This window comes from Bosea sp. (in: a-proteobacteria), from assembly GCF_023953965.1.
In the GTDB taxonomy this organism is placed as follows: Bacteria; Pseudomonadota; Alphaproteobacteria; order Rhizobiales; family Beijerinckiaceae; genus Allobosea.
On record NZ_JAMLIX010000001.1, the window covers coordinates 1,374,715 to 1,396,424 of the forward strand.

The 21,710-nt window shown below is 66.9% G+C and carries 16 protein-coding genes; 15 read left to right on the forward strand and 1 reads right to left on the reverse strand.

Annotation, left to right across the window (positions count from 1 at the left end; translation table 11 throughout):
• Positions 1-7 precede the first annotated feature (7 nt).
• Entirely contained in the window at positions 8-1,681 is a 1,674-nt protein-coding gene (locus M9917_RS06515; RefSeq protein WP_297251978.1) for a GMC family oxidoreductase, read from the reverse strand.
• Between the two features lie 155 nt (positions 1,682-1,836).
• On the opposite strand from M9917_RS06515, the gene M9917_RS06520 reads away from it, so the two are divergent.
• From M9917_RS06520 to M9917_RS06590, 15 genes are all read left to right on the forward strand, one after another.
• Positions 1,837-2,508: a winged helix-turn-helix transcriptional regulator gene (locus M9917_RS06520; RefSeq protein ID WP_297251980.1), complete on the forward strand. Its 672-nt coding sequence runs from the start codon at positions 1,837-1,839 to the stop codon at positions 2,506-2,508.
• Positions 2,505-3,038, forward strand: coding sequence for a transcription termination/antitermination protein NusG (gene nusG, locus M9917_RS06525; protein WP_297251982.1), 534 nt, complete (start codon positions 2,505-2,507; stop codon positions 3,036-3,038). The genes M9917_RS06520 and nusG overlap by 4 nt, the downstream gene beginning before the upstream one ends.
• Positions 3,039-3,159: 121 nt before the next feature.
• The gene (locus tag M9917_RS06530; RefSeq protein WP_297251984.1) at positions 3,160-4,155 is read left to right on the forward strand and encodes an NAD-dependent epimerase/dehydratase family protein; all 996 of its coding nucleotides are present in this window, start codon (positions 3,160-3,162) and stop codon (positions 4,153-4,155) included.
• Between the two features lie 36 nt (positions 4,156-4,191).
• A complete protein-coding gene (gene asnB / locus M9917_RS06535) occupies positions 4,192-6,063 on the forward strand; it encodes an asparagine synthase (glutamine-hydrolyzing) (RefSeq protein ID WP_297251985.1) in 1,872 nt (623 codons plus the stop codon).
• Between the two features lie 39 nt (positions 6,064-6,102).
• Complete coding sequence (locus M9917_RS06540; RefSeq protein ID WP_297251987.1) at positions 6,103-6,945, forward strand: ABC transporter permease; 843 nt, start codon at positions 6,103-6,105, stop codon at positions 6,943-6,945.
• Between the two features lie 95 nt (positions 6,946-7,040).
• Complete coding sequence (locus M9917_RS06545; protein WP_297254753.1) at positions 7,041-8,234, forward strand: ABC transporter ATP-binding protein; 1,194 nt, start codon at positions 7,041-7,043, stop codon at positions 8,232-8,234.
• The gene (locus M9917_RS06550; RefSeq protein ID WP_297251990.1) at positions 8,224-9,093 is read left to right on the forward strand and encodes a class I SAM-dependent methyltransferase; all 870 of its coding nucleotides are present in this window, start codon (positions 8,224-8,226) and stop codon (positions 9,091-9,093) included. The genes M9917_RS06545 and M9917_RS06550 overlap by 11 nt, the downstream gene beginning before the upstream one ends.
• On the forward strand, positions 9,093-11,675 hold the full coding sequence (locus M9917_RS06555) for a lipid II:glycine glycyltransferase FemX (protein ID WP_297251992.1): 2,583 nt from the start codon (positions 9,093-9,095) through the stop codon (positions 11,673-11,675). The genes M9917_RS06550 and M9917_RS06555 overlap by 1 nt, the downstream gene beginning before the upstream one ends.
• A gap of 46 nt (positions 11,676-11,721) precedes the next feature.
• Entirely contained in the window at positions 11,722-12,630 is a 909-nt protein-coding gene (gene cysD, locus M9917_RS06560; RefSeq protein ID WP_465246368.1) for a sulfate adenylyltransferase subunit CysD, read from the forward strand.
• The gene (gene cysN, locus M9917_RS06565) at positions 12,630-14,498 is read left to right on the forward strand and encodes a sulfate adenylyltransferase subunit CysN (protein ID WP_297251995.1); all 1,869 of its coding nucleotides are present in this window, start codon (positions 12,630-12,632) and stop codon (positions 14,496-14,498) included. Before cysD ends, cysN begins: the two co-directional genes overlap by 1 nt.
• A gap of 32 nt (positions 14,499-14,530) precedes the next feature.
• A complete protein-coding gene (locus M9917_RS06570) occupies positions 14,531-15,574 on the forward strand; it encodes a GNAT family N-acetyltransferase (RefSeq protein ID WP_297251997.1) in 1,044 nt (347 codons plus the stop codon).
• A complete protein-coding gene (locus M9917_RS06575) occupies positions 15,561-16,592 on the forward strand; it encodes a DegT/DnrJ/EryC1/StrS family aminotransferase (protein WP_297251999.1) in 1,032 nt (343 codons plus the stop codon). The genes M9917_RS06570 and M9917_RS06575 overlap by 14 nt, the downstream gene beginning before the upstream one ends.
• Positions 16,592-17,608, forward strand: a complete 1,017-nt coding sequence (locus M9917_RS06580; RefSeq protein WP_297252001.1) for a sulfotransferase — start codon at positions 16,592-16,594, stop codon at positions 17,606-17,608. Before M9917_RS06575 ends, M9917_RS06580 begins: the two co-directional genes overlap by 1 nt.
• A 61-nt stretch (positions 17,609-17,669) precedes the next feature.
• On the forward strand, positions 17,670-18,806 hold the full coding sequence (locus tag M9917_RS06585) for a DegT/DnrJ/EryC1/StrS family aminotransferase (RefSeq protein ID WP_297252003.1): 1,137 nt from the start codon (positions 17,670-17,672) through the stop codon (positions 18,804-18,806).
• 21 nt (positions 18,807-18,827) lie between these two features.
• On the forward strand, positions 18,828-21,710 hold the full coding sequence (locus M9917_RS06590; RefSeq protein ID WP_297252005.1) for a glycosyltransferase: 2,883 nt from the start codon (positions 18,828-18,830) through the stop codon (positions 21,708-21,710).

Here is a 21,710-nt window from a genome sequence, read left to right on the forward strand (position 1 = left end):
GCCGGCATCATGCGCCGCCGGAGCGCGCGTCCTCCTTCAGCATCGCCACGCCTTTCTCCGCGATCATCATCGTCGGGTTGGCGGTGTTGCCGGAGGTGATCGCCGGCATCACCGAGGCGTCGATGACGCGCAGGCCCGAGACGCCGCGCACCCGAAGCCGCCCGTCGAGAACCGCGCCCGGATCGCCGTCGGCGCCCATCCGGGCCGTGCCCACGGGGTGGAAGATCGTGGTGCCGAGCGTGGCTGCGGCCTCCAGCAGTTCCTCGTCGGAGCAGGCGGCCTCGCCCGGCAGGTATTCCTGCGGCCGGAAGCGGGCGAGAGGAGCCTGGGCCACGATCCGGCGCGTGAGCTTCAGCGCGTCGATCGCGACCTGCCGGTCCTCCTGCGTGTCGAGGTAGTTCGGCGAGATCGACGGGGCGTCGCGCGGGTCGGGCGAGCGCAGATGCACGCTGCCGCGGCTCGTCGGCCTGAGATTGCAGACGCTCGCCGTGAAGGCATCGAACGGATGCAGGCCCGCCCCCCAGCTGTCGAGCGAGAGCGGCTGGAAATGGAATTGCAGGTTCGCCGTCGCGTAATGCGGCGCCGAGCGGGCGAAGGCGCCGAGCTGCGATGGCGCCATGGTCAAAGGCCCGCTGCGCAGCGCCGCCCATTGCAGCGCCATCAGCGGCCGGCGCCACAGCTTCGCATAGTCGCTGTTCAGCGTCCTGACGCCCTCGACCTTGTAGACCGGGCGGATCTGGAGATGGTCCTGCAGGTTCTCGCCGACGCCTCGCGCATCGACCAGCGTCTCGATGCCGAGGTCTTGCAGCCGCGCTCCCGCGCCGATGCCGGAGCGTTCGAGCAGGAGCGGCGAGGCGACGGCGCCGGCTGAGAGCACGACCTCGCCGCCGATCTCGACGCGCAGCTTCTCCTCGGCCGGCGTGCCCAGGCCATGGGTGAACTCGACCGCGCGCGCCCGGCCGTCCTCGAACAGGATGCGCTCGACATGGACCCGCGTCTCCACCCTGAGATTGTCGCGGTCCCTCTCGTCGAGCAGCGGCTTCAGGAAGGCGCCGAAGCTGCTCAGCCGCCGCCCGCGCCGCTGGTTCACCTGGAAATAGGAGGAGCCTTCGTTGTCGCCGGTGTTGAAATCCGCGATCCTGGCGATGCCGGCCGCCTCGGCCGCGTCGCGGATCGAATCGAGGATCGCCCAGCGCACGCGCGGATGCTCGACGCGCCATTCCCCGCCCGCCCTGTGCAGGCCGCCGGGCGGGGGCGCGACATGGTCCTCGTGCCTGAGGAAGAATGGCAGCACCTCGTCCCAGCCCCAGCCTTCGAGCCCGCGCTGGCGCCAGCCGTCGTAATCGGCCGCCTGCCCGCGCATGTAGATCATGGCGTTGATCGCCGAGGAGCCGCCGACGACCTTGCCGCGCGGATAGGCGAGCGCCCGCCCGCCGAGCCCGGCCTGCGGCTCGGTCTTGAACAGCCAGTCGGCGCGGGGGTTGCCGATGGCGAAGAGATAGCCGACCGGGATGTGGAACCAGATCCAGTCGTCCTTGCCGCCGGCTTCGAGGACAAGGACCCGCGTGTTCGGATCCGCCGCCAGCCGGTTGGCGACGAGGCAGCCGGCGGAGCCTGCTCCGATGACCACGTAATCGAAGGTGCCGATCAGGCGGCGGTCGGTGGAGGCGGTTGCGGGCATGGTGTTTCCGAGGTCCTGGTCGCGACGCTGCCGGACGGCGGCAGCGACGGCGCAATCTGGCATAGCTCGGAGCGGGGTGACAGGCTCAGTTCGCCGGCCGCGCTCGGGCCCGGGGATTTGACGTTCACGCCATGAACGTGATAGGCCCCCGCGCCATGGTCGCAGGATCTAACAATGCCGCCGCGGTGGGCGGTGTGGCTCCAGGCCCCGACGCCGCCCACAGCGAGGGGCGCCATATCGCCGGGCTGCTCGCCTTCGTCGAGCGCGAGGCGCATGTCTCGCAGCGCGCGCTCGCCAGCGAGCTCGGCGTCGCTCTCGGTCTCGTCAACACCTATGTCAAGCGCTGCGTGAAGAAGGGCCTGATCAAGGTCCAGCATGTGCCGTCGCGCCGCTACGCCTATTACCTGACGCCCTCGGGCTTCGCCGAGAAATCCCGGCTCACGGCCGAGTACCTGTCCTGGTCGCTGTCCTTCTTCCGCCGGGCCCGCTCGGAATGCTCGGCGCTGTTCGAGGAGGCCCGCCAGCGGAAGTTCGGCGCCGTCGCGCTCTATGGCGGCAGCGACCTCACGGAAATCGCCATCCTCTGCGCGGCCGAGCACGGCATCGCCATCGTCGCGATCGTCGATGGCGGGATGCGCCGGCAGAGCCTGTTCAACATCCCCGTGGTCGCCAGCCTCGGCGCCGCCCCGGCCCGCCCGGACGGGGCGATCGTCACCGGCATCCACGAGGCGCAGCGCTGGTACGACCTGGCGGCCGCCGATCTCGGCGCCGCCCGGATCCTGGCGCCGCCGATGCTGTCGGTGCGGACGGCGGAGGCGGGCGCTTGAGCGCGACGGCCGTCCACAGCCTGGCCGGCGCGCGCTGGTATGTCGTCCAGACGCGCCATCTCAGCGAGATGCGGGCGGCGCAGGAGCTCGCCAACCAGGGCTTCGAGGTCTTCCTGCCGCGCTATCTCAGGAAGCGCCGGCATGCCCGCAAGGTGAGCCTCGTCGCCGCGCCGCTGTTTCCCGGCTATCTCTTCGTCTCGTTCGATCCGGCGCGGCAGCGCTGGCGTTCGATCAACGGAACCTATGGCGTGGCGCGCGTGATCGCCGGCGAGGACGGGCCGGTGCCGGTCGCGAGCGGCATCGTCGGCGCGCTGAGGACGCGCGCCGACGCGCAGGGCTATATCGCGCTGTCGCAGCGGCCGGGCTTCGTCCCGGGCGAGGCGATCCGCATCCGCTCGGGCAGCTTCGCCGAGACGCTCGGCCTGTTCGAGGGCTTCAGGGACCAGGACCGCGTCGCCGTGCTGCTCGAATTGCTCGGCGGCAAGGTGCGCGTGGTGCTGGACGAGGATCTGGTCGAAAAGGCCGCGTGAGCGGCGGTTCGGCTTGTGAAGATGGTTGCGGTTCGGGCGCCGTCGTCGCACCCGGACTGCGGTAGCTTGGGTATTTTCCGCGCCGGCGCCGCCGTCGCGTCGGTCGCAAGGGAAACATGCCGTGGAACTCAACGGAAAACGTGTCGTCGTCATCGGTGGGGCGGGGCTGATCGGCTCCCATGCCGTGGATCAGCTCACCAGGACGGATGTCGGCGAGATCGTGATCTACGACAACTTCGTGCGCGGCACGCATGAGAACCTCGCCGAGGCGCTCAAGGATCCGCGCGTCAAGATCTTCGAGGCCGGCGGCGACATCACCCAGACCGACATCCTGGACGCGGCGCTGAAAGGCGCGGACGGCGTCTTCCAGTTCGCGGCCCTGTGGCTGCTGCAATGCCACGAATATCCGCGCACGGCCTTCGAGACCAATGTGCGGGGCATGTTCAACGTGCTCGACGGCTGCGTCCGCAACGGCGTCAAGCGTCTGGTCTGGTCGTCCTCGGCCTCCGTCTACGGCGACGCCGTCGAGGAGCCGATGACCGAGGACCATCCCTTCAACAACAAGAACTTCTACGGCGCGACCAAGATCTGCGGCGAGGCGATGGCGCGGGCCTATCACTTCCGCTACGGGCTCGATTATGTCGGCCTGCGCTACATGAACGTCTATGGGCCGCGCCAGGACTATCGCGGCGCCTATATCGCCGTGATCATGAAGATGCTCGACGCGATCGATCGCGGCGAGGGCCCGACCATCATGGGCGACGGCTCCGAAGCCTTCGACTTCGTCGCGGTCGAGGATTGCGCGCGCTCCAATCTCTGCGCGATGCAGTCGACCGCCACCGACAGCTTCTACAATGTCGGCACCGGCAAGCGGACCTCGCTGAAGGAAGTCGCCGAGAAGCTCCTGAACCTCACCGGCTCCAACCAGCCGATCAACTATGCCCCGCGCAGCCAGGCGACGCTGGTGCGCAACCGCATCGGCTCGCCGGTCAAGGCGAGCAAGGAGATCGGCTTCACCGCGAGGATCGACCTCGATGAAGGGCTGAAGCAGCTGATCGAGTGGCGCAAGAACCATATCGAGCAGGTCGCGCAGCGCCGGGCCAAGGCCCAGATCTGACGCGCCGGCCCCGTTTCCTGATCGGACCATAGCGTCATGTGCGGTATTGCAGGCGTCCTGCACCGGAACGGCCGGCCGGCCTCGCCGGTGATCCTGAAGGCGATGACCGACATCATCGCCCATCGCGGCCCCGACGGCGAAGGCCATTATTGCGACGGGCCGGTCGGGCTCGGCCATCGCCGCCTGTCGATCATCGACCTGAGCGACGCCGCGCGCCAGCCGATGACGACGCGCGATGGCCGCTATGTGATCACCTACAACGGCGAGATCTATAATTTCCAGGCGCTGAAGGCACAGCTTTCGGCGCGCGGCCATCTCTTCCATTCGACAGGCGACAGCGAGGTCCTGCTCGCGGCTTTCGCCGAATGGGGCATCTCGGCGCTCTACAAGCTCAACGGCATGTTCGCCTTCGGCATCTGGGACCGTGAGCAGAAGGTGCTGACGCTCGCCCGCGACCGGTTCGGCGTGAAGCCGCTCTATTACACGGCGGTCGACGGGGCGGTCCTCTTCGCCTCCGAGATCAAGGCGTTCCGCGGCTTCCCGGGCTTCCAGGCGCGGATGAATGTCGGCGGGCTTACCGAATACCTGACCTTCCAGAACTTCTTCTCGGACGACACCTTGTTCGAGAACGTCAAGCTCCTGCCCGCCGGCTCATATCTCCAGATCGGCCTCGGCGAGAGGGCGTTCGAGCCGCAGCGCTACTGGGACTTCCACTTCCAGGAGCCGGAGCAGGCGCCGGACGAGAACGAGGCGCTGGACGAGCTCGACCGCCTGTTCCGCCAGGCCGTCTCGCGCCAGATGATCTCGGACGTCGATGTCGGCTCGTATCTGTCGGGCGGCATGGATTCCGGCTCGATCACGGCGCTGGCGGCCAAGCAGTTGCCCTTCATGCGCACCTTCACGGTCGGCTTCGACCTGAACTCCGCCTCGGGCGTCGAGCTCGGATACGACGAGCGCTCCAAGGCCGAGCACATGTCGTATCTGTTCAAGACCGAGCATTACGAGATGGTGCTGAAGGCCGGCGACATGGAGCGGGCTATCCCCAAGCTCGCCTGGCATCTGGAGGAGCCGCGGGTCGGGCAGTCCTATCCGAACTGGTATGCGGCCAAGCTCGCCTCGAAATTCGTCAAGGTCGTGCTGTCGGGAACCGGCGGCGACGAGCTCTTCGCCGGCTATCCGTGGCGCTACTACCGCGCCGTCGTGAACGACGACTTCGACCATTACGTCGGCAAGTACTACGGCTTCTGGCAGCGGCTGATCCCCACCGAGATCTTGCCGCAGGTGATGGCACCGGTCTGGGGCGAAGCCCGGCAGAGCGACCCGATGGCGATCTTCCGCGGTGTCTTCCACGAGCATGCCTCGCAGCTGACCCGGCCCGAGGACTACATCAACCATTCGCTCTATTTCGAGGCGAAGACGTTCCTCAACGGGCTGCTCGTCGTCGACGACAAGCTCAGCATGGCGCATGGGCTGGAGGGGCGTGTGCCGTTCCTCGACAACGACCTCGTCGACTTCGCCATGCGGCTGCCGGCCAGGATGAAGCTCGGCAACCTCACCGAGGTCGTGCGGCTGAACGAGAACGAGCCCGGCGGCAAGGCGCAGCGCTATTTCGAGAAGACGCGCGACGGCAAGCTGATCCTGCGCAACATGATGACGCGGCACATTCCCAGCCAGGTGGCCGAGCGCGAGAAGCAGGGCTTTTCCGCGCCGGATGCGAGCTGGTTCAAGGGTGAGAGCATCGACTATGTGAAGCGCCGGCTCACGACCCGGAACGCGCGCGTTTACGACTATCTCGACCGCAAGGCGGTGACCGCCCTGATCGACGATCACCTCGAAGGCCGGCAGAACCGCCGCCTGCTGATCTGGTCGCTATTGAATCTCGAGCAGTTCTGCGAAGCTTATCTGTGAAGCAGCGGCGTCGAAATCTGCCGCTGCGAGGATGAACGCATGAGTTCTACCACTGATTTCCAGTCGGGTGGCGGCATCAAGGGGCCGCTGCAGCTCGTGGCTCTGTGCCTGCGGCGCGGCGAGCTGCTGCGCGAGATGACGAAGCGCGAGCTTCAGGCCGGGCACGCCGGGCACGGCCTCGGCGGCAAGTGGATCTATATCCACCCGCTGGTGGTGGTCGGGTCGTACCTGCTCATCCTCGGATTCGTGCTCGGCAGCCGGATCGCCGTTTCGGGCTCGTTCCCCGGCGACTATCCGAGCTACATCCTGGTGGGGCTCGTGCCCTGGCTGGTGACGCAGAGCGTGCTGATCCGCGGCGCGGGCGCGCTGCTCGGCCAGGCGGGGCTGGTGAAGCAGGTCGTCTTCCCGATCGAGATCATTCCGACGGCGATCACCGTCTCGATCTTCCTGACGTTCCTGCCGGCCTTCTCGCTGGTGCTCGTCTACAAGCTTTTCCTGGGTGGCGGCATTCCGTCGACGATCATTCTGCTGCCGTTCGTTCTCGTGATCCATTTCACGCTTGTGCTGGGCCTCGGCTTTCTTCTCGCGGCGATCACGGTGTTCATGCGCGACGTCAAGGAATTGGTGAACGTCTTCTGCGTGGTGGCGATGTATTTCACGCCGGCGATCTATCTGCCTGATTGGGTTCCGAAACTGCTTCGGCCGCTTATCTACATGAACCCGTTCAGCTATATCACCTGGATCTATCAGGACACCTTGTTCTTCGGCGAAATCCGGCATCCGTTCGCCTGGGGCGTCTCCACCGTCATGGCGATCGCCGCGATCTATGGCGGGACGGCGATCTTCCGTCGCCTGAAGCCCTATTACGGGAACGTCCTGTGATGGATATGTCCAACCGGCAGGAAACCGGGGATGCGATCGCCATCCGCGTCAACAACGTGGCCAAGGCCTACAAGATCTACGACCGCAACAGCGACATGCTGAGGGAGATCTTCACGGGCAGGAAGCGGCATCGCGATCACTGGGCGCTGCGCGACGTATCGTTCGAGGTCCCGCGCGGGCAGGTCGTCGGCATCATCGGGCCGAACGGCTCGGGCAAGAGCACCTTGCTGCGGATCATCGCCGGCCTGCTCGATCCGACGGCGGGATCGGTCGAGGTCAACGGGCGGATTTCGGCCATCCTGGAACTCGGAACCGGCTTTCATCCGGATTTCACCGGACGGGAGAACATCGTCACCGGTGGGCTGTGCCTCGGCATGACGCGCGAGGAGATCGAGAACAAGATCCCCTGGATCATCGATTTCAGCGAGTTGCATGCCGTCATCGACCAGCCGTTTCGGACCTATTCCAGCGGCATGCAGGCGCGGCTGACATTCGCGACCGCCATTTCCGTCGATCCGGAAATCTTCATCGTCGACGAGGCGCTGGCGGCCGGAGACGCCTATTTCGTCGCCAAATGCATGCGGCGGATCCGCGAGATCTGCACGGGCGGGGCGACCGTGCTCTTCGTTTCCCATTCCGAGGGGCTGATCGGCGAGCTCTGCGACAGCGCGATCTGGATCGAGAACGGCGAGGTCGTGATGAAGGGGGCGGCCGAGCCGCTCGGCAAGGCCTATATCCAGAGCGTCTGGGACCGGCAGGAGGCCGCCAATCTCCGCGAAACGAAAATCGCGTCGCGCAAGCTCGCCGAGACGGCGGAGACCGGAAAATACGAGCTCGGCGGCGGCGAGATCCGCATCACTTCCGTCGATGTCATCGATGCCGCCGGTGAGGTCAGCGGCCATGTCGAAGCGGGAGACGACCTGCGCATCCGCATTTCTTGGCAGGGGGCGACGACCGCCGAGAAGCTCTACTGCAGCCTGCGGATCGATGGACAGCGCCTTCAGGCCGTCACCGGCGTCGAGGGCTATGATATCGGCGCGTTCCTCGACGCCGACGGCTCGATCACCGAAACGGGATCGGTGATCTATACCATTTCAAAATGCGCGCTCGGACAGGGGATCTATTGGATAAGCGCCTCGCTATGCAAGCATATGCTTCCAAAAGGCGAGGAGGCGATTCTCCATTATGTAGAAAAGGCCTGCCAATTTTCAGTGTCTAGGGATAGCCTTTGGTCTTTCAATTATATTTATGATCCGGAGTATCACTGGGAAGTCAAAAATGCCGGCTGACGCGTTCACCTGGAAAGACAAGCTGCAATCGTTCTTCGATGGCCGCGCCATCGAAGTGATGAGCAAGCCGTCACTCGACGATCTCTGCTATGTCTCCGGGCGTGATCCCCGGCTCTGGGGATCAGCTGCCCTCCGCGACGATCTCGGGCAATCGATCGTCGAGCAGCTCGGCGCGGATGGGAGCGCGACCGTTCTGGAGGTGGGCTGCGCCGCGGGCTTCCTGGCGGCCCTGGTGGCGCCGCGCGTCGGTCGCTATGACGGCATCGATCTCGCGGCCGCGCCGCTGGAGGTCGCGCGCAAGCTGGAATTGCCCAATGCCGGTTTCCGCCAGGCGGATGGGGAAGCCCTGCCGTTTCCGGATGGCACTTTCGATGCCGCCTTCTGCTACGACGTGTTCACGAATTTCCCGACCTTCCAGGATGGCGAGCCGCTGATCGCGGCGATGCTTCGCGTCGTGAAGCCGGGCGGCCGCGTCATGATCGGGTCGATCCCGGACAGCGCCGAGAGCGCGCGTTTTCAGCGGCGGGTCACGGAGGTCGGCGCGGAGCTCGAAGCGAAGTTCGGGCCGCCCCCGGCGGCGCCTGCGACCGAAGAGCCTGCCGTGGAAGCGGTCGATGGCGGATGGCTCGCCAGGATCGGCCGGCTGTTCGGGCGCGGCAAGGCGAAGCCGCCCGCAGCGGCGCCGGCGCCAGTGCCGGTTCCGGCTGCGCCGCCGGAGATCATCTGCTACGAATTTGCCCGCGAGGATTTCAGGGAGCTCGGCCGGCGCCTCGGAGCCGAGACGGCCATCCGCGAAATTCATGCGCTGAACCCCTATCACGGCTTCCGATTCAACGCGGTTTTCACGCGGCCGCTCTGATGAAGACCCTGGATTTCGGGATCTGCGACCATGAGGCGTGGGACGACCTCGTCCTGCGCTCCCCGGATGCCTGGCTCACCCATCGCGCGGATTGGGTGAAGATCGAAGCCCGCTTCTTCGCCAGCGCGAACCTGTCCTTCGCCGTCGAGGATCGCGGCAAGCTGGTCGCCTGCCTTCCGCTCTATCTGAGCGATGCCGCGACCGGCACCGGCGGGGAAATCCTGGTCCATAGCGGCATTCATCGCCATGCCGGGCTCGTGCTGGCGCCGGACCTCGAGCCTGCGAGCCGCCGACAGATCCAGACTTCTGCCCTGAAGCATGTCGAAGCGCTCGCCGCGCTTGCCGACGCCGATCGCATCCAGATGTCACAGAGCACGCTGGCGCCGGGATTCCGCGCGGCGCAGCGTGCCGAGCTGCCCTTCTGGGTCAGCGAGTTCGGCTATCAGCTCGGCGTTTCCTTCTCCGCGAACGGGATGTGGGCGATTCCGGGTCTGAGCACGGTCGCGGCGGACCAGCAGGTCGATCTGGCCGGCAGCGACGACGTCCTGTTCGAGCGCCTGGACCCCGCCTGCCGCCGCGCCATCCGCAAGGCGCAGCAGAACGATCTGACGTTTTCCTGCGGTTACGGCAGCGCCGAGCTCGACCGGTATTTCGCCTTGGCGCGCCGTTCGGCGGAGCGGACGCGCGAGCCCTTGCCCCCGCTGGACTACTACACGGAGGTTCTGACGGGGCTGGCGGAGATGCGTGGCGCGGGCATCGCCTTCGCGCATCATCGCGGCGAGCCGGTTGCGGGGCTGATATTCCTGGGCGATCGCGGCGCCGTCTCCTATCTCGCCGGTGTTTCGGAGCCCGCCGCCCTCCACATCAGACCCAACGACTTCCTGCACTGGTCCTTCATGCTGTGGGCCAGGGATCAGGGATGCGACGTCTATCGTCTCGGGCCGAGCTTCCCCGAGGTGCCCGCCGACTGGCCGATCTCACGGATCTCGCAGTTCAAGACGAAATTCGGCGGGCGTGCGGTTCCGATGGTGCAAGGCAGCCTCTACCGCAAGCCGCAAGCCTATGTCGCGACGCTGTCGGCGCGGCTCGATGAATTGGCCGAGCTCAGCCGCAGCCGCGCGGGCGGGCCTGTCCGGGAGAGCGTGACGGCCGAGGCGCTGGTCCATCAGCTCTCGCTCGTCGGCCTCGATGCCGGCCAGATCGGCGCCACGAGCCGGATCGCGCTCTGCGAGCGTCCTTCGGCGGTTCAGGGGCCGGCGATCTCGCGTGCTCTGGCCGCCGGCAGGGCGGTCGTCGCGGTCCTGCCTTGCGCCTTGCCCGCCGCGATGGGTGTGACGGTCCGGCCGAAGGGAAGTCCGGCGCGGCTGACGGCAGCCTCGCCGGGAGCGGCCTGGGAGCATCTGCGCAGCTTCCATCCCGTCGTCGGCTTCGAAGGAGAGGGCCTCATCCCCCTCGTCACCGATGCGGACGGGACGATGATCTGGGCGTTCCGGCCGGATCAATCAGGCGGCGGGCTTTTTCTGATCGGGACCGATCTGGCCGCGGATCTCACCCTGATCCGCCAGGGCCGGCCGGAAGCGGCGAACAGCCGGCCGACGCAGGCGCAATGGGGCTTCGCCGGCGAGCGGCCGAATTACCTGTTCGAGCAGCAGATCGATGCCGATGCCCCGCATGAGCGGATGGCGGATTGGTGGCTCTGGGCGCTGCGGGACGCGCTGGCGCGCCATGCCGGCCTGTCGCCGCGGGACGTCCTGCCCGGCGGCGCCCCAGGGGCCATCGTCATCACCGGCGACGACGATCAGGCTCCGCTTTCGGCCTATGCCATGCAGGCCGAGATGTTGGGCGATCTCCCGATCACCTATTTCCTGCATCCGCTGACCAAGCACGACCGAGCTTCGCTCGAGGCCGCGGGCCGTGGCCGGAAGGTGGAGTTCGGCCTGCATCCCGATGCGCTGGATGCGCCGGATCGGTATGGCGAGCTCTTCGACGAGCAGGCCGCCTGGTTCGAGAAACTGACCGGCGCGCCGGCGCGCAGCGTGAGGAACCACGGTTTCCTCAACGACGGCTATTGGGGCCACGCATCGTCCTGGATCAGGCACGGCGTGGCCGTGAGCTCGAACCTTCCCGGGCTGGATGGCCGGGTGATCAACGGCTCGCTCCTTCCGGGGCGCCTGCTGCTGAACGGCCAGCTGACGGAGCACTGGAGCATCCTGACAGCGATCGGCGACGGCGTCGTCTTCGTTCACGGCTGGGACGATGCGCAGTCGGCGGATTGCGTGCGGCGGCTTGCCGACAGGATCCGCAAGAGCGGGGTGCCGGGCGTGATCGTGCTCAACCTGCATCCCGAGAACGTCGCCAAGACCAAAGGGCTTCACGATGCCGCCCTGGAACTCGTCCGGGAGGGCTTCGTCGCCTGGACGCTGCAGGAATGCATCGACTGGTTCGCCGGCGGCAACGAGACATCCCAACCGGCGACGACACAACCCGGATCGGCCACGGGGGGGCCTCCCCCCGGAAGCAGGAAGGCCCTGGCGCGTTTGAAGTCCGGGATGCTGCGATTGCTGCGGAACGGCGGCCAATGAAGCCGTGTCGCCCTGGCGACAGACGCGTTCGCCTCTCATTTCAGGAATACATGCTTTGAAAACCGCGCATCTGAAAGCGCTCGAAGCGAACTCGATCGAGATTCTGCGGGAAGTCGTCGCCGAATTCAGCAATATCGTGATGCTGTATTCCATCGGCAAGGATTCGTCGGTGCTGCTTCACCTGGCGCTGAAGGCCTTCCGCCCGGGCCCGCTGCCGTTCAAGCTGCTGCATGTCGATACGGGGTGGAAATTCAGGGAGATGATCACCTTCCGGGACATGGTGGCCAAGCGCCACGGTCTCGACCTCATCGTCCATATCAATCCCGAGGGGCTTCGCCGGGGCATCGGCCCGATCGCGTCCGGCTCCGCCGTGCATACCCAGGTGATGAAGACCGAGGCGCTGAAGCAGGCTCTCGATCATCATGGTTTCGACGCGGCCTTCGGCGGCGCACGTCGCGACGAGGAGAAAAGCCGCGCCAAGGAGAGAGTGCTCTCCTTCCGTTCGGCCGGGCACATCTGGGATCCGCGCAATCAGCGCCCCGAGCTCTGGAACCTGTACAATACGCGGATCCGGCCGGGCGAGAGCGTACGGGCCTTTCCGCTGTCCGATTGGACCGAGCTCGACATCTGGACCTACATCAAGGCCGAAGCGATTCCGGTCGTGCCGCTCTACTTCGCCAAGCCCCGTCCCGTCGTGCGGCGCTCCGGCACCTGGATCATGGTGGATGACGAGCGGCTGCCGCTGGAGGCGGGCGAGACGCCCGAGATGCGCCTGGTGCGGTTTCGGACCCTGGGTTGCTACCCTCTCAGCGGGGCGATCGACAGCAGCGCCGCCGATCTCGATGCGATCATCGCGGAAATGAAGGCGGCCTCGACCTCCGAGCGGCAGGGGCGGCTCATCGACAACGACGAAGCGGCGTCGATGGAGAAAAAGAAGCGCGAGGGCTATTTCTGATGCGCACGGGCGATCCCTCACTGCTGCGCTTCCTCACCTGCGGATCGGTCGACGACGGCAAGTCGACGCTGATCGGCCGGCTCCTGCTGGAGGCGGGCCAGATCTTCGACGACCAGCTCGCCGCCGTGGAGCGCGATTCGCGGCGCCACGGCACGACCGGCGCCGATACCGACCTCGCCTTGCTCGTCGATGGTCTCGAGGCGGAACGCGAGCAGGGCATCACGATCGATGTCGCCTACCGTTACTTCGCAACCTCCAGACGCAGCTTCATCGTCGCGGATACGCCCGGACACGAGCAATATACCCGCAACATGGCGACCGGGGCGTCCGGCTCGGATCTGGCGATCCTGCTCGTCGATGCGCGCAAGGGCCTCCTGGTCCAGACCTGCCGCCACGCCACGATCTGCTCCCTGCTCGGCATCCGGCACTATGTGCTGGCGGTCAACAAGATCGACCTGGTGGGCTTCGACGAAGCGGTGTTCCGCAAGATCGTCGGCGATTTCGAGGGGCTTTCGGGCAGGCTCGGGCTCGGCAGCGTCACCGCGATCCCGATCTCCGCCCGCTATGGCGACAATATCGCCGCGCCGTCGGCCTCGCTGCCCTGGTATGACGGGCCGCCCCTGCTCAGCTATCTGGAAAGCGTTTCCGTCACGGCCGATCCCGGCGAAAGGCCGTTCCGCTTTCCGGTGCAGTGGGTCAATCGTCCCGACGCGAATTTCCGCGGCTATGCGGGGACCGTCAGCTCCGGCCGGGTCGGCGTCGGCGATGCGGTGATCTCGGCCATATCGGGCGTCACGACGCAGGTGGAACGGATTCTCGGCCCGGATGCGGACCAGGACGAGGCAAGCGCGGGCGAGGCGGTCACGCTCGTCCTCAGTGATGAGATCGACCTGTCCCGGGGAGACGTGCTGGCGACGGCCGCGAATCGCCCCGTCGTCGCCAACCAGTTCACAGCCGATCTGATCTGGATGTCGAGCGAGCCGCTTCTGCCGGGCCGCGGCTACCTGATGCGGATCGGCCCGCGCTGGGTGCCGGCATCGGTGACGCTGCTGAAACACAAGCTGAATGTCGATACGCAGGAGGAGCTCGCCGCCACCACGCTGCAGCTGAACGAAATCGGCGTGGCCAATCTCTCGCTCGCGAGCCCGGCCGCCTTCGACCCCTACGCGGACAATCGCCGTGGCGGCGCCTTCATCCTGGTCGACCGCTTCAGCAACGAACTGGTCGGCGCGGGCATGATTCGCCATCCCTTGCGGCGCGCGCTCAACATCGTGCCGGAACATACGCTGGTGGAGAAGCAGGCGCGGGCCGCGCTGAAGCAGCAGCAGCCTTGCTGCGTCTGGTTCACCGGGTTGTCCGGATCCGGCAAGTCCACGCTCGCGAAGGGGCTCGAGAAGCGGTTGCACGAGCTCGGGCGGCACACGATGCTGCTCGACGGCGACAATCTGCGCCTGGGGCTGAACGGCGATCTCGGCTTCACGAGCGCGGACAGGGTGGAGAACATCCGGCGCGCCGGCGAGGTGGCCAAGCTCATGACCGAGGCCGGCCTGATCGTGCTGTGCTCGTTCATCTCGCCCTTCCAGGCCGAGCGGGACATGGTGCGCGGGCTGTTCAAGCCGGAGGAATTCATCGAGGTCTTCGTCGACACGCCGCTCGAGGAGTGCCGGAGACGCGACGTAAAAGGCCTCTACGCGCGCGCGCTTCGCGGGGAAATCCCCAATTTCACCGGTGTGTCCAGCCCCTATGAGGCGCCGCAGACACCCGATGCCCGGATCGACGGCTCGACGCCGGCCGGTGTGACGCCGGCCGATCTGGAGCGCCGTCTCGACGCCGTCCTCGCCCCGCTGGTCGTGAGGCTCGGGGCGTGATCGAGGTCTGCCTCAGCACGCAGAACGCTGGCTTGGATGCGGCTGCCTATCAGGCCCTTCTGGCCAGCGATCCCGGCAACCTGATCTACGGCACGCCGGAGTTCCTGTCCTTTCTGCGAAGGGCCACCGGTGCCGAGACGCGGATCCTGCTGGCGCGGCGGGAGGGGGAGCTCGTCGGTGCGCTCGCCTTCGCGATCTCCACGGCCGCCGATCTCGGCCCGGTCGTCAACAGCCTGCCGTGGTGGGGATCGCACGGATCCGTCCTGCTCGATCGGACGAGCCCTGATGCGGATGCCGTTCGGGCGGCTCTCGCGCGTGCTTTCGCCGACGCGGCCGAAGAGATCGGAGCGCTGTCCTCGACCCTCATCCTGCTGCCCGCGGAGAACGATTCGCGCCCGGTCTACGAACGCGCGTACCGGCCGGACATCACCGAAGGCCGCATCGGCCAGATGACGACATTGCCGCAGGACGGGGCGGATCTGGACGAGAGGCTGCTCGCGCTGTTTGGCCAGAAGACACGCAACCTCGTGCGCAAGAGCCTGAAGCAGGGCTTCGTCGAACGCTCGACCGACGCGGAATGGGCCTGGGATTTTCTGGCTGAGACGCATGCGCAGAACATCGCGGCCCTGGGCGGCCGGTCCAAGCCGAGGAGCCATTTCACGGCGTTGCGCGAAGCCATCCCCCCGGCCATGCGCCGGCTCGCCGTGGCGATGGATGGGGAGCGCCCGGTGGCGGCCATGCTGACGCTCAGCTTCAACGGCACGGTGGAGTATCTGACGCCGGCCATCCGGGTCGAGGACCGGCCGCGGCAGCCGCTCTCCTTCCTGATCCTGAACGGGATGCGCGAGGCGGTCCGGCGTGGCGAGCGGGTCTGGAACTGGGGTGGGACCGGCCTGACGCAGACCTCGCTGCATCACTTCAAGGCCGGTTTCGGCGCGGACGACCGACCTTACACCTATCTCATCCGCGCATCCGCCAGGGGCCTCGCCCTGTTCAGGCAGCGCAAGCGCGAGCTGGGCGACCTGTTTCCGTTCTTCTACGCCTATCCTTACGGTCTGCTCGATGATCCCGCATAGCAGGCCGACGCTGACGGGCCGCGACGCGCGGGCCCTGGAACAGCTCATCGACAGCGGCATGCTCGCCGAAGGCGCGGCGGCGGCCATGCTGGAGCAGGAGCTTGCGAGGCTTTGTGGCTTCGCGGATGCCGTCGTCGTCGGCTCCGGCTGTCAGGCGCTGATGCTGGCTTTACGCCTGCGAGGCGTGACGGCCGGTTCCCGCGTCGCCCTCCCGACCTATGTCTGTCCCGAAGTCCTCGGTGTTGCGGAGGCGCTGGGGGCCGAGCCAGTTCTGGCGGATTGCGACGAGACCTATGGAATAGACCCCGGCGACATCGCCCTGGCGCAGGGAGCAGGCGCACCTGTCGTCGTGCTGCCATGGCTGTTCGGCCATCGGCTCGACATGCATCGCTATGCGAGCCCTTCGACAATCATCGTCGACTGGGCGCAGTATTTTCCCGCCACGCTGGTGCCTCGCGATGAAGGCGTCGATCTGGCGATCATGTCCTTCGAGGCGACCAAAATGCTGGCGGGCGGAGAAGGCGGCGCCATCCTGTGCCGATCCGCGGCCGAGGCCGATGCGATCCGCGCGATGAAGCGCGTGACGGGCTCTCGCTACAAGCTCAATCTCTACCCGATGTCCGACCTTCAGGCGGCGCTGGTCCTGTCGCAGCTGAGGCAGGTTCCGGAGTTTTTGGAAAGGCGACGGCAACTGGCTGATGACTATGACCGGGCCCTGTCGGGGCTCGACGGGATCGGAATCCCGAAGCGCGACCCGGCGGTCGCCCCGTTCCGTTATGTGGTCCGCCTGAGGCGAGATGCCGGCCGCCTGGACGCGGTGATCGCCGAATTTGCGCGTCGCGGCATTGCCGTCAGGCGTCCCGTCGCCGTCATGCTGCACCAGATCCGGCAGGCCGGGCGGGCCTTTCCCGCTGCGCAGCGCCTATTCGACGAAAGCCTGTCGCTGCCGCTATATCCCGCGCTCGACGATGACGACGCGGTGGCGGTCATGCAGGCGGCAACCGAGATCCTGGCCTGATGACCGAGCCTGACGAGAAGGCGATGCCGCAATTCGCCGGCCTGACCAGCCGCTACGGCAAGGACATGCGCCTCGAGGGTAGCCTGGCGAGGCTGAACGCGATCGTCGCTCCGGTGCAGGCCGCGCTCGAAGCCGATTGCGCCGAGCCCCGGATCCCCCCGGTCTTCATTCTCGGCCCGCCCCGCAGCGGCACGACCGTCGTCAGCCAGCTGCTGGCTTCGACCGGCCGGTTCGGGATGGCGACCAATTTCGTTGCCCGGTTCTGGCAGGCTCCCGCCCTCGGGCTGATGATCCAGGACGCCCTCGGCCTTGCGAAGGATGGCGTTGAGTCGTCGTTGAGCTCCAAGCGAGGCGTGACCAAGGGTTGGACCGAGCCGAGCGAGTTCGGCTATTTCTGGTCGCGCTGGTTCGACCTCGGCCAGCCGACCCATGCGCTTGGCGAAGCGGAGCGGCGGCGCTTCGATGCGGTGGGTCTGCGCCGCAGCCTCGCGGCCATGGAGCAGGTGGCCGGCCTTCCCCTCGCCATGAAGAACAACAGCTGGTTCACCCTCAATGCCGATCTCCTGGCCGAGGCGTTTCCCGGCTGTGTCCTGGTGGTGTGCGAACGCGAGCCGTTCTTCGTCGCCCAGTCGATCTGGCTCCAGAGGCTCGATCTCTTCGGCGACGCCAGCAGGTGGTGGTCGGTGCGCCCGGCCGACCATGATGAGATCGTCAAGCTGCCGCCCTTGGCTCAGGTGGCCGCGCAGGCGGTCTCGATCGCGACGGGAATGGCGGCCAGCCTGGCGAGAGCGGGCACGGCGCGGATCATCCGCGTGCCCTATGACGCGCTGGCCCGCAGCCCGCGGGAGACGATCGGCGGGATTATCGGCAGAGCCCTCGGCGCCGCCGCCGCATCGGGCGACATCCTGGCGCGATTGCCCGAGCGCCTCGCCGGCACGGATACCGTGCGGCTGGCCCCCGATACGGCGGAGGCGCTTCGGCGCCATGTCGCCGAACAGATGGATCGGTATCGGTAGACACCATACGACGCGGCGCCTCTTCGGCCGCATCCTCTCATACGCAGCAAGGTATCCCGCCATGATCAGCATCACCGAGCCCAGCTTCGACGAATCCGAAATCGAGATGGTGCGGGCCGTCCTGGACTCGAACTGGGTCACCCAGGGACCGATGACGGAAAAGTTCGAGGCGTTGATCGCCGCGAACCAGAAGTCCAGATATGCGCTCGCCTGCACCTCCTGCACCGCCGCGTTGCATCTGGCGACGATGGCACTGGGCCTGGGGCCGGGCGACGAGGTCATCGTTCCGGCCTTCACCTGGATCACGAGCGCGCATGCGGCCGAGTATACCGGCGCGAAAGCCGTCTTCGCCGATATCGACCTCGAGACCTACAACATCGCACCCGCGGCGCTGGAGGCGGCCATCACGCCGCGCACCCGTGCGGTGGTGGCTGTCCATCTCTTCGGATTGGCCGCGCCGATGGACGAGATCCGGGCGATCTGCGCGCCGCGCGGCATCCGCATCATCGAAGACGCGGCCTGCGCGATCGCGACGACCTACAAGGGCGAGCCTGTCGGGGCGCTGGGGGATCTCGCCTGCTTCTCCTTCCATCCGCGCAAGATCGTGACGACGGGAGAAGGCGGCGCGGTCACGACCAATGACGACGACCTCGCCGCCGCCGTCCGCTCGCTGCGCAACCATGGCGCGACCGGGCTGCCGGACGATGGCGAGCCGCGCGGGCCGTGGACGATGGCGAGCTTCAACCGCATCGGCTACAATCTGCGCCTGTCCGACATCCAGGCGGCCGTCGGGGTCGCGCAGATGGCGAAGCTCGGACGGCTGGTCGCCGCCCGGCGGGCCAGCGCGGCCTATTACACCGAGCAGCTGCACGACCTGAACGATATCGTGCTGCCGCTCGCGGGCGACCACGCGGGCCACACCTTCCAATCCTATGTGATCCGCATCGCCGAGGGCGGGCGGGCCCGCCGCAACGCGGTCATGACGGCTCTCGCCGGCGCTGAGATGCAGACCCGCCCGGGGACCCACGCCGTCCACCGCCTGGGCTACTACAAGGACAAATACCGGCTGGCGGCCGAGCAATATCCGAACGCCGCTCTCGCCGAGGACACGACGATCACGCTGCCGATCATCCCCTTCATGGCGCAGGCCGACCAGGATCGCGTGGTCAGCGAGCTGCGTGGCGCTCTCAAGGCCTGATCGTTCGGGATTCGACCGCCGATGCTGGCCCGTCTTTCGTCCTTTCTCGCAAGCTGGGATCCCGATTGCGAGCGGCGGGGTGCCTTCGGCAGCCTGAACGCCTTCGCGCGGCAGCACCCCGATGAAGTCGCAGCACTCTGCGCCTTGATCGGCGCGGGGCACGGGAACTTCGGCCAGACCTTCTATCGCCACCTGAACCGCGCCGTGATCGAACGGAAGGCTCCGGCGATCCGGGCTTTCCTCGCGGCGCTCGGCCCCCTGCTCGAAGCGCGCGAAACGGAAGCCGCGCAAGCCTTCTGGCGCGCCTTATCCGCGGATGCCGCCGACATGACGCGCGCGCGCCAGGAGAGCGGGCGGCTGCGGGCGATGTGGGGCGTGACGCCCATCGTCAATCTCGCGGCCGGGGTCCGCGCGGACAGGCTTCTGGGAACGGAAGCTGAATCGCTCGTCTTCGACTACTACTACATCAGCTCGAATTTCGATCATGTTCTCAAGGAGATGCAGGAGGAGCTGATCGCCGGGCGCTATTCGCTCATCCATTCCTTCCGATGGCTGGTCCTCGGATGGGCGCTGCTGCGCTACGACGTGTTCCATCTCTACAACGATGCCGGCATCATCGATGTCATCGGGGGCTATGGCGCCCGGCTCGGGATCGCGATCGACGAGATGCGCGCCTATCGCGAGGCCGGCAAGCGCCTCTACACCTACACCTACGGCGCGGACCACAGGCTGAGGCGGAAAGCCTCGGCCGCCGGCCGCTGGACCTTCTGCAGCGATTGCCCCGAGCCGGGAAAGTTCTGCGTCTGCGACGACGAGGGCGGAGAACGCATGCTGGCGACGATACGCCAGCATGCGACGGCGATGATCTCGCACGGCCTTTCCTATGCCATCGTCCATGGTCGCAGCGACATCCCGAGCTCTTCCATCGATCTCGACGATATCGGACCGCCGCGACAGCCATTTCAGGGCACCGGCCCCCTGCGCGTCGGCCACTTTCCCAACCATCCCTATTTCAAGGGCACGAAATACCTCGAAGCGGCGGTGGCGAGCCTGAAGGCCGAAGGGCTGGGCATCGAGCTCGTCCTGCTGTCGGGATTGCCGCGCGCGCAGATCCTCGAAGCCATGCGGGGCCTCGACGTGCTGGTCGACCAGCTCGTCAGCGGCAGCTTCGGGACCACCGCGATGGAAGGCATGGCCCTGGGCCTGCCCGTGATCTGCTACCTGCATGACGATGTCGCTCTCTCGGATCTCGAGAACTGCCCGATCATCAAGGCCGATCCCGAGACGATCGAGGCCGTGCTGCGCGGCCTCGTCGCCGACCGTGGAAAACTTCCCGGCCCCGCCAGCCGCGGCCGGGCCTATGTCGAGAAGAACTACAGCATCACCGCCTGGGCGCGGGGCATGGCGCGGCTCTACCTGGAAACCGGCGGTTTCCCCGCTCGCCTCGGCGACAGGATCGCGGCGCGGGCCGCCGCGCTCGATGATCCCTCCGGCGCGCGCGCTGCGAACGAAGGGCTGCTCGCCCGCGCCTGGCAGCTTCCGCTGGCGCTGCGGGCGGTGTCCCGCATCGGCCGCTCGGTCGTTCGTGCGAAGCTGCGATCCACCATCGCGGCCGTCAAGCGGCGAACGCTGGTGCTGCTCGTCGAAACGGCGCGGCGTCGCGGCGAGCGGCGCCGCGCCGGCGGCCGGGTCAGGACGCTGTGGGGCACGACGCCGATCCTGACCCTGCCGATTCTGGCGCGCTGCGACGCGATGCTCGGCTTGCGGTCGGATTCGCTCGTCTTCACCACCTACTACATCACGCGAAATTTCAGCATCAACCTGACCATTCCCGACAAGATCGCCGGGAAGCTGTCCCGCTTCATGTGGTCTGCGCACCGCCGCTTCCGTTTCGCCGTTCTGGCTTATGTGATGCTGCGCTATGACGCGGTGCATTACTTCTACGATCACGGCGTTCTGCCGGGCCTGCATCGCTTCGGCATCGAGGATGTCGAGATCGATCTGCTCAGCCGGGCCGGGTTGAAAATCTATACATACGCTTATGGCGCGGATGTCCGAACGCGCGCGCGCACCCTGGCGCTCGGGCCGGTCAATTTCTGCACCGACTGTCCCGAGCCGGGGGCCTATTGCATCTGCGACGACGACAAGCTGGCACGTTCGCTGGCGCCGCTCGACCAGCGCGTCACGGCCAGGATCGCGATGGGAGACATGCTCGCCTACATTCCCGGTTGCCGGAACATGCATTACTGGCCGCTCGATCTCGAGCGGCTGCAGCCGACGCCGATCACCTGGAAGCCGGGGCAGCCGCTACGGATCGCGCACGCTCCCAATCATTCGCATTTCAAGGGCACCCACCATCTGGAAGAGGCCCTCACGCGGCTGCGGGCCGAAGGCTACGACGTCGAGATGGTCAAGATCTCCGGCGTTCCGAACGCGACCGTCCTCGAGATGTTTCGTTCGGTCAGCCTCGTCGCCGACCAGTTCATCGGCGGCTTTCACGGCTACACCGCCCTTGAGGCGATGGCGCTCGGCCGGCCGGTGCTGTGCTTCCTGCGCGATCCGACCATGACGATCGCGCCGGAGGAAACACCGATCATCAACACGCCGCCGCAGCTCGTCCACGCGACGCTCAAATCCATCCTCGACGGCGAGTTCGATCTTCAGGATCTCGGAATGCGCAGCCGGCGTTTCGTCGAGCGGCACTACGCCATCGGCGCGGTCGCCGCGCGGCTGGGGCGCCTCTATGTCGACACGAGCGGCTGGCCGGCCGGGCTTCTCGCGGCCATCACCGCCCGTGTCGATGCACTGGAAGCCGAGCTGCCGCCGGCCATCTGCGGGCCGGCTCCCGTCGCATGGGACCGCGTCGCCCGCGCGAGCGGCGCCGACATGCAGGCGCAAGGTTAG

Bases quoted from the DNA above. Each gene is read 5' to 3' on its own strand.
- M9917_RS06515 (WP_297251978.1), bottom strand. From the start codon at position 1,681: ATGCCCGCAACCGCCTCCACCGACCGCCGCCTGATCGGCACCTTCGAT.
- M9917_RS06520 (WP_297251980.1), top strand. From the start codon at position 1,837: ATGGTCGCAGGATCTAACAATGCCGCCGCGGTGGGCGGTGTGGCTCCA.
- asnB (WP_297251985.1), top strand. From the start codon at position 4,192: ATGTGCGGTATTGCAGGCGTCCTGCACCGGAACGGCCGGCCGGCCTCG.
- M9917_RS06540 (WP_297251987.1), top strand. From the start codon at position 6,103: ATGAGTTCTACCACTGATTTCCAGTCGGGTGGCGGCATCAAGGGGCCG.
- M9917_RS06545 (WP_297254753.1), top strand. From the start codon at position 7,041: ATGCTGAGGGAGATCTTCACGGGCAGGAAGCGGCATCGCGATCACTGG.
- M9917_RS06550 (WP_297251990.1), top strand. From the start codon at position 8,224: ATGCCGGCTGACGCGTTCACCTGGAAAGACAAGCTGCAATCGTTCTTC.
- M9917_RS06555 (WP_297251992.1), top strand. From the start codon at position 9,093: ATGAAGACCCTGGATTTCGGGATCTGCGACCATGAGGCGTGGGACGAC.
- cysN (WP_297251995.1), top strand. From the start codon at position 12,630: ATGCGCACGGGCGATCCCTCACTGCTGCGCTTCCTCACCTGCGGATCG.
- M9917_RS06575 (WP_297251999.1), top strand. From the start codon at position 15,561: ATGATCCCGCATAGCAGGCCGACGCTGACGGGCCGCGACGCGCGGGCC.
- M9917_RS06580 (WP_297252001.1), top strand. From the start codon at position 16,592: ATGACCGAGCCTGACGAGAAGGCGATGCCGCAATTCGCCGGCCTGACC.
- M9917_RS06585 (WP_297252003.1), top strand. From the start codon at position 17,670: ATGATCAGCATCACCGAGCCCAGCTTCGACGAATCCGAAATCGAGATG.
- M9917_RS06590 (WP_297252005.1), top strand. From the start codon at position 18,828: ATGCTGGCCCGTCTTTCGTCCTTTCTCGCAAGCTGGGATCCCGATTGC.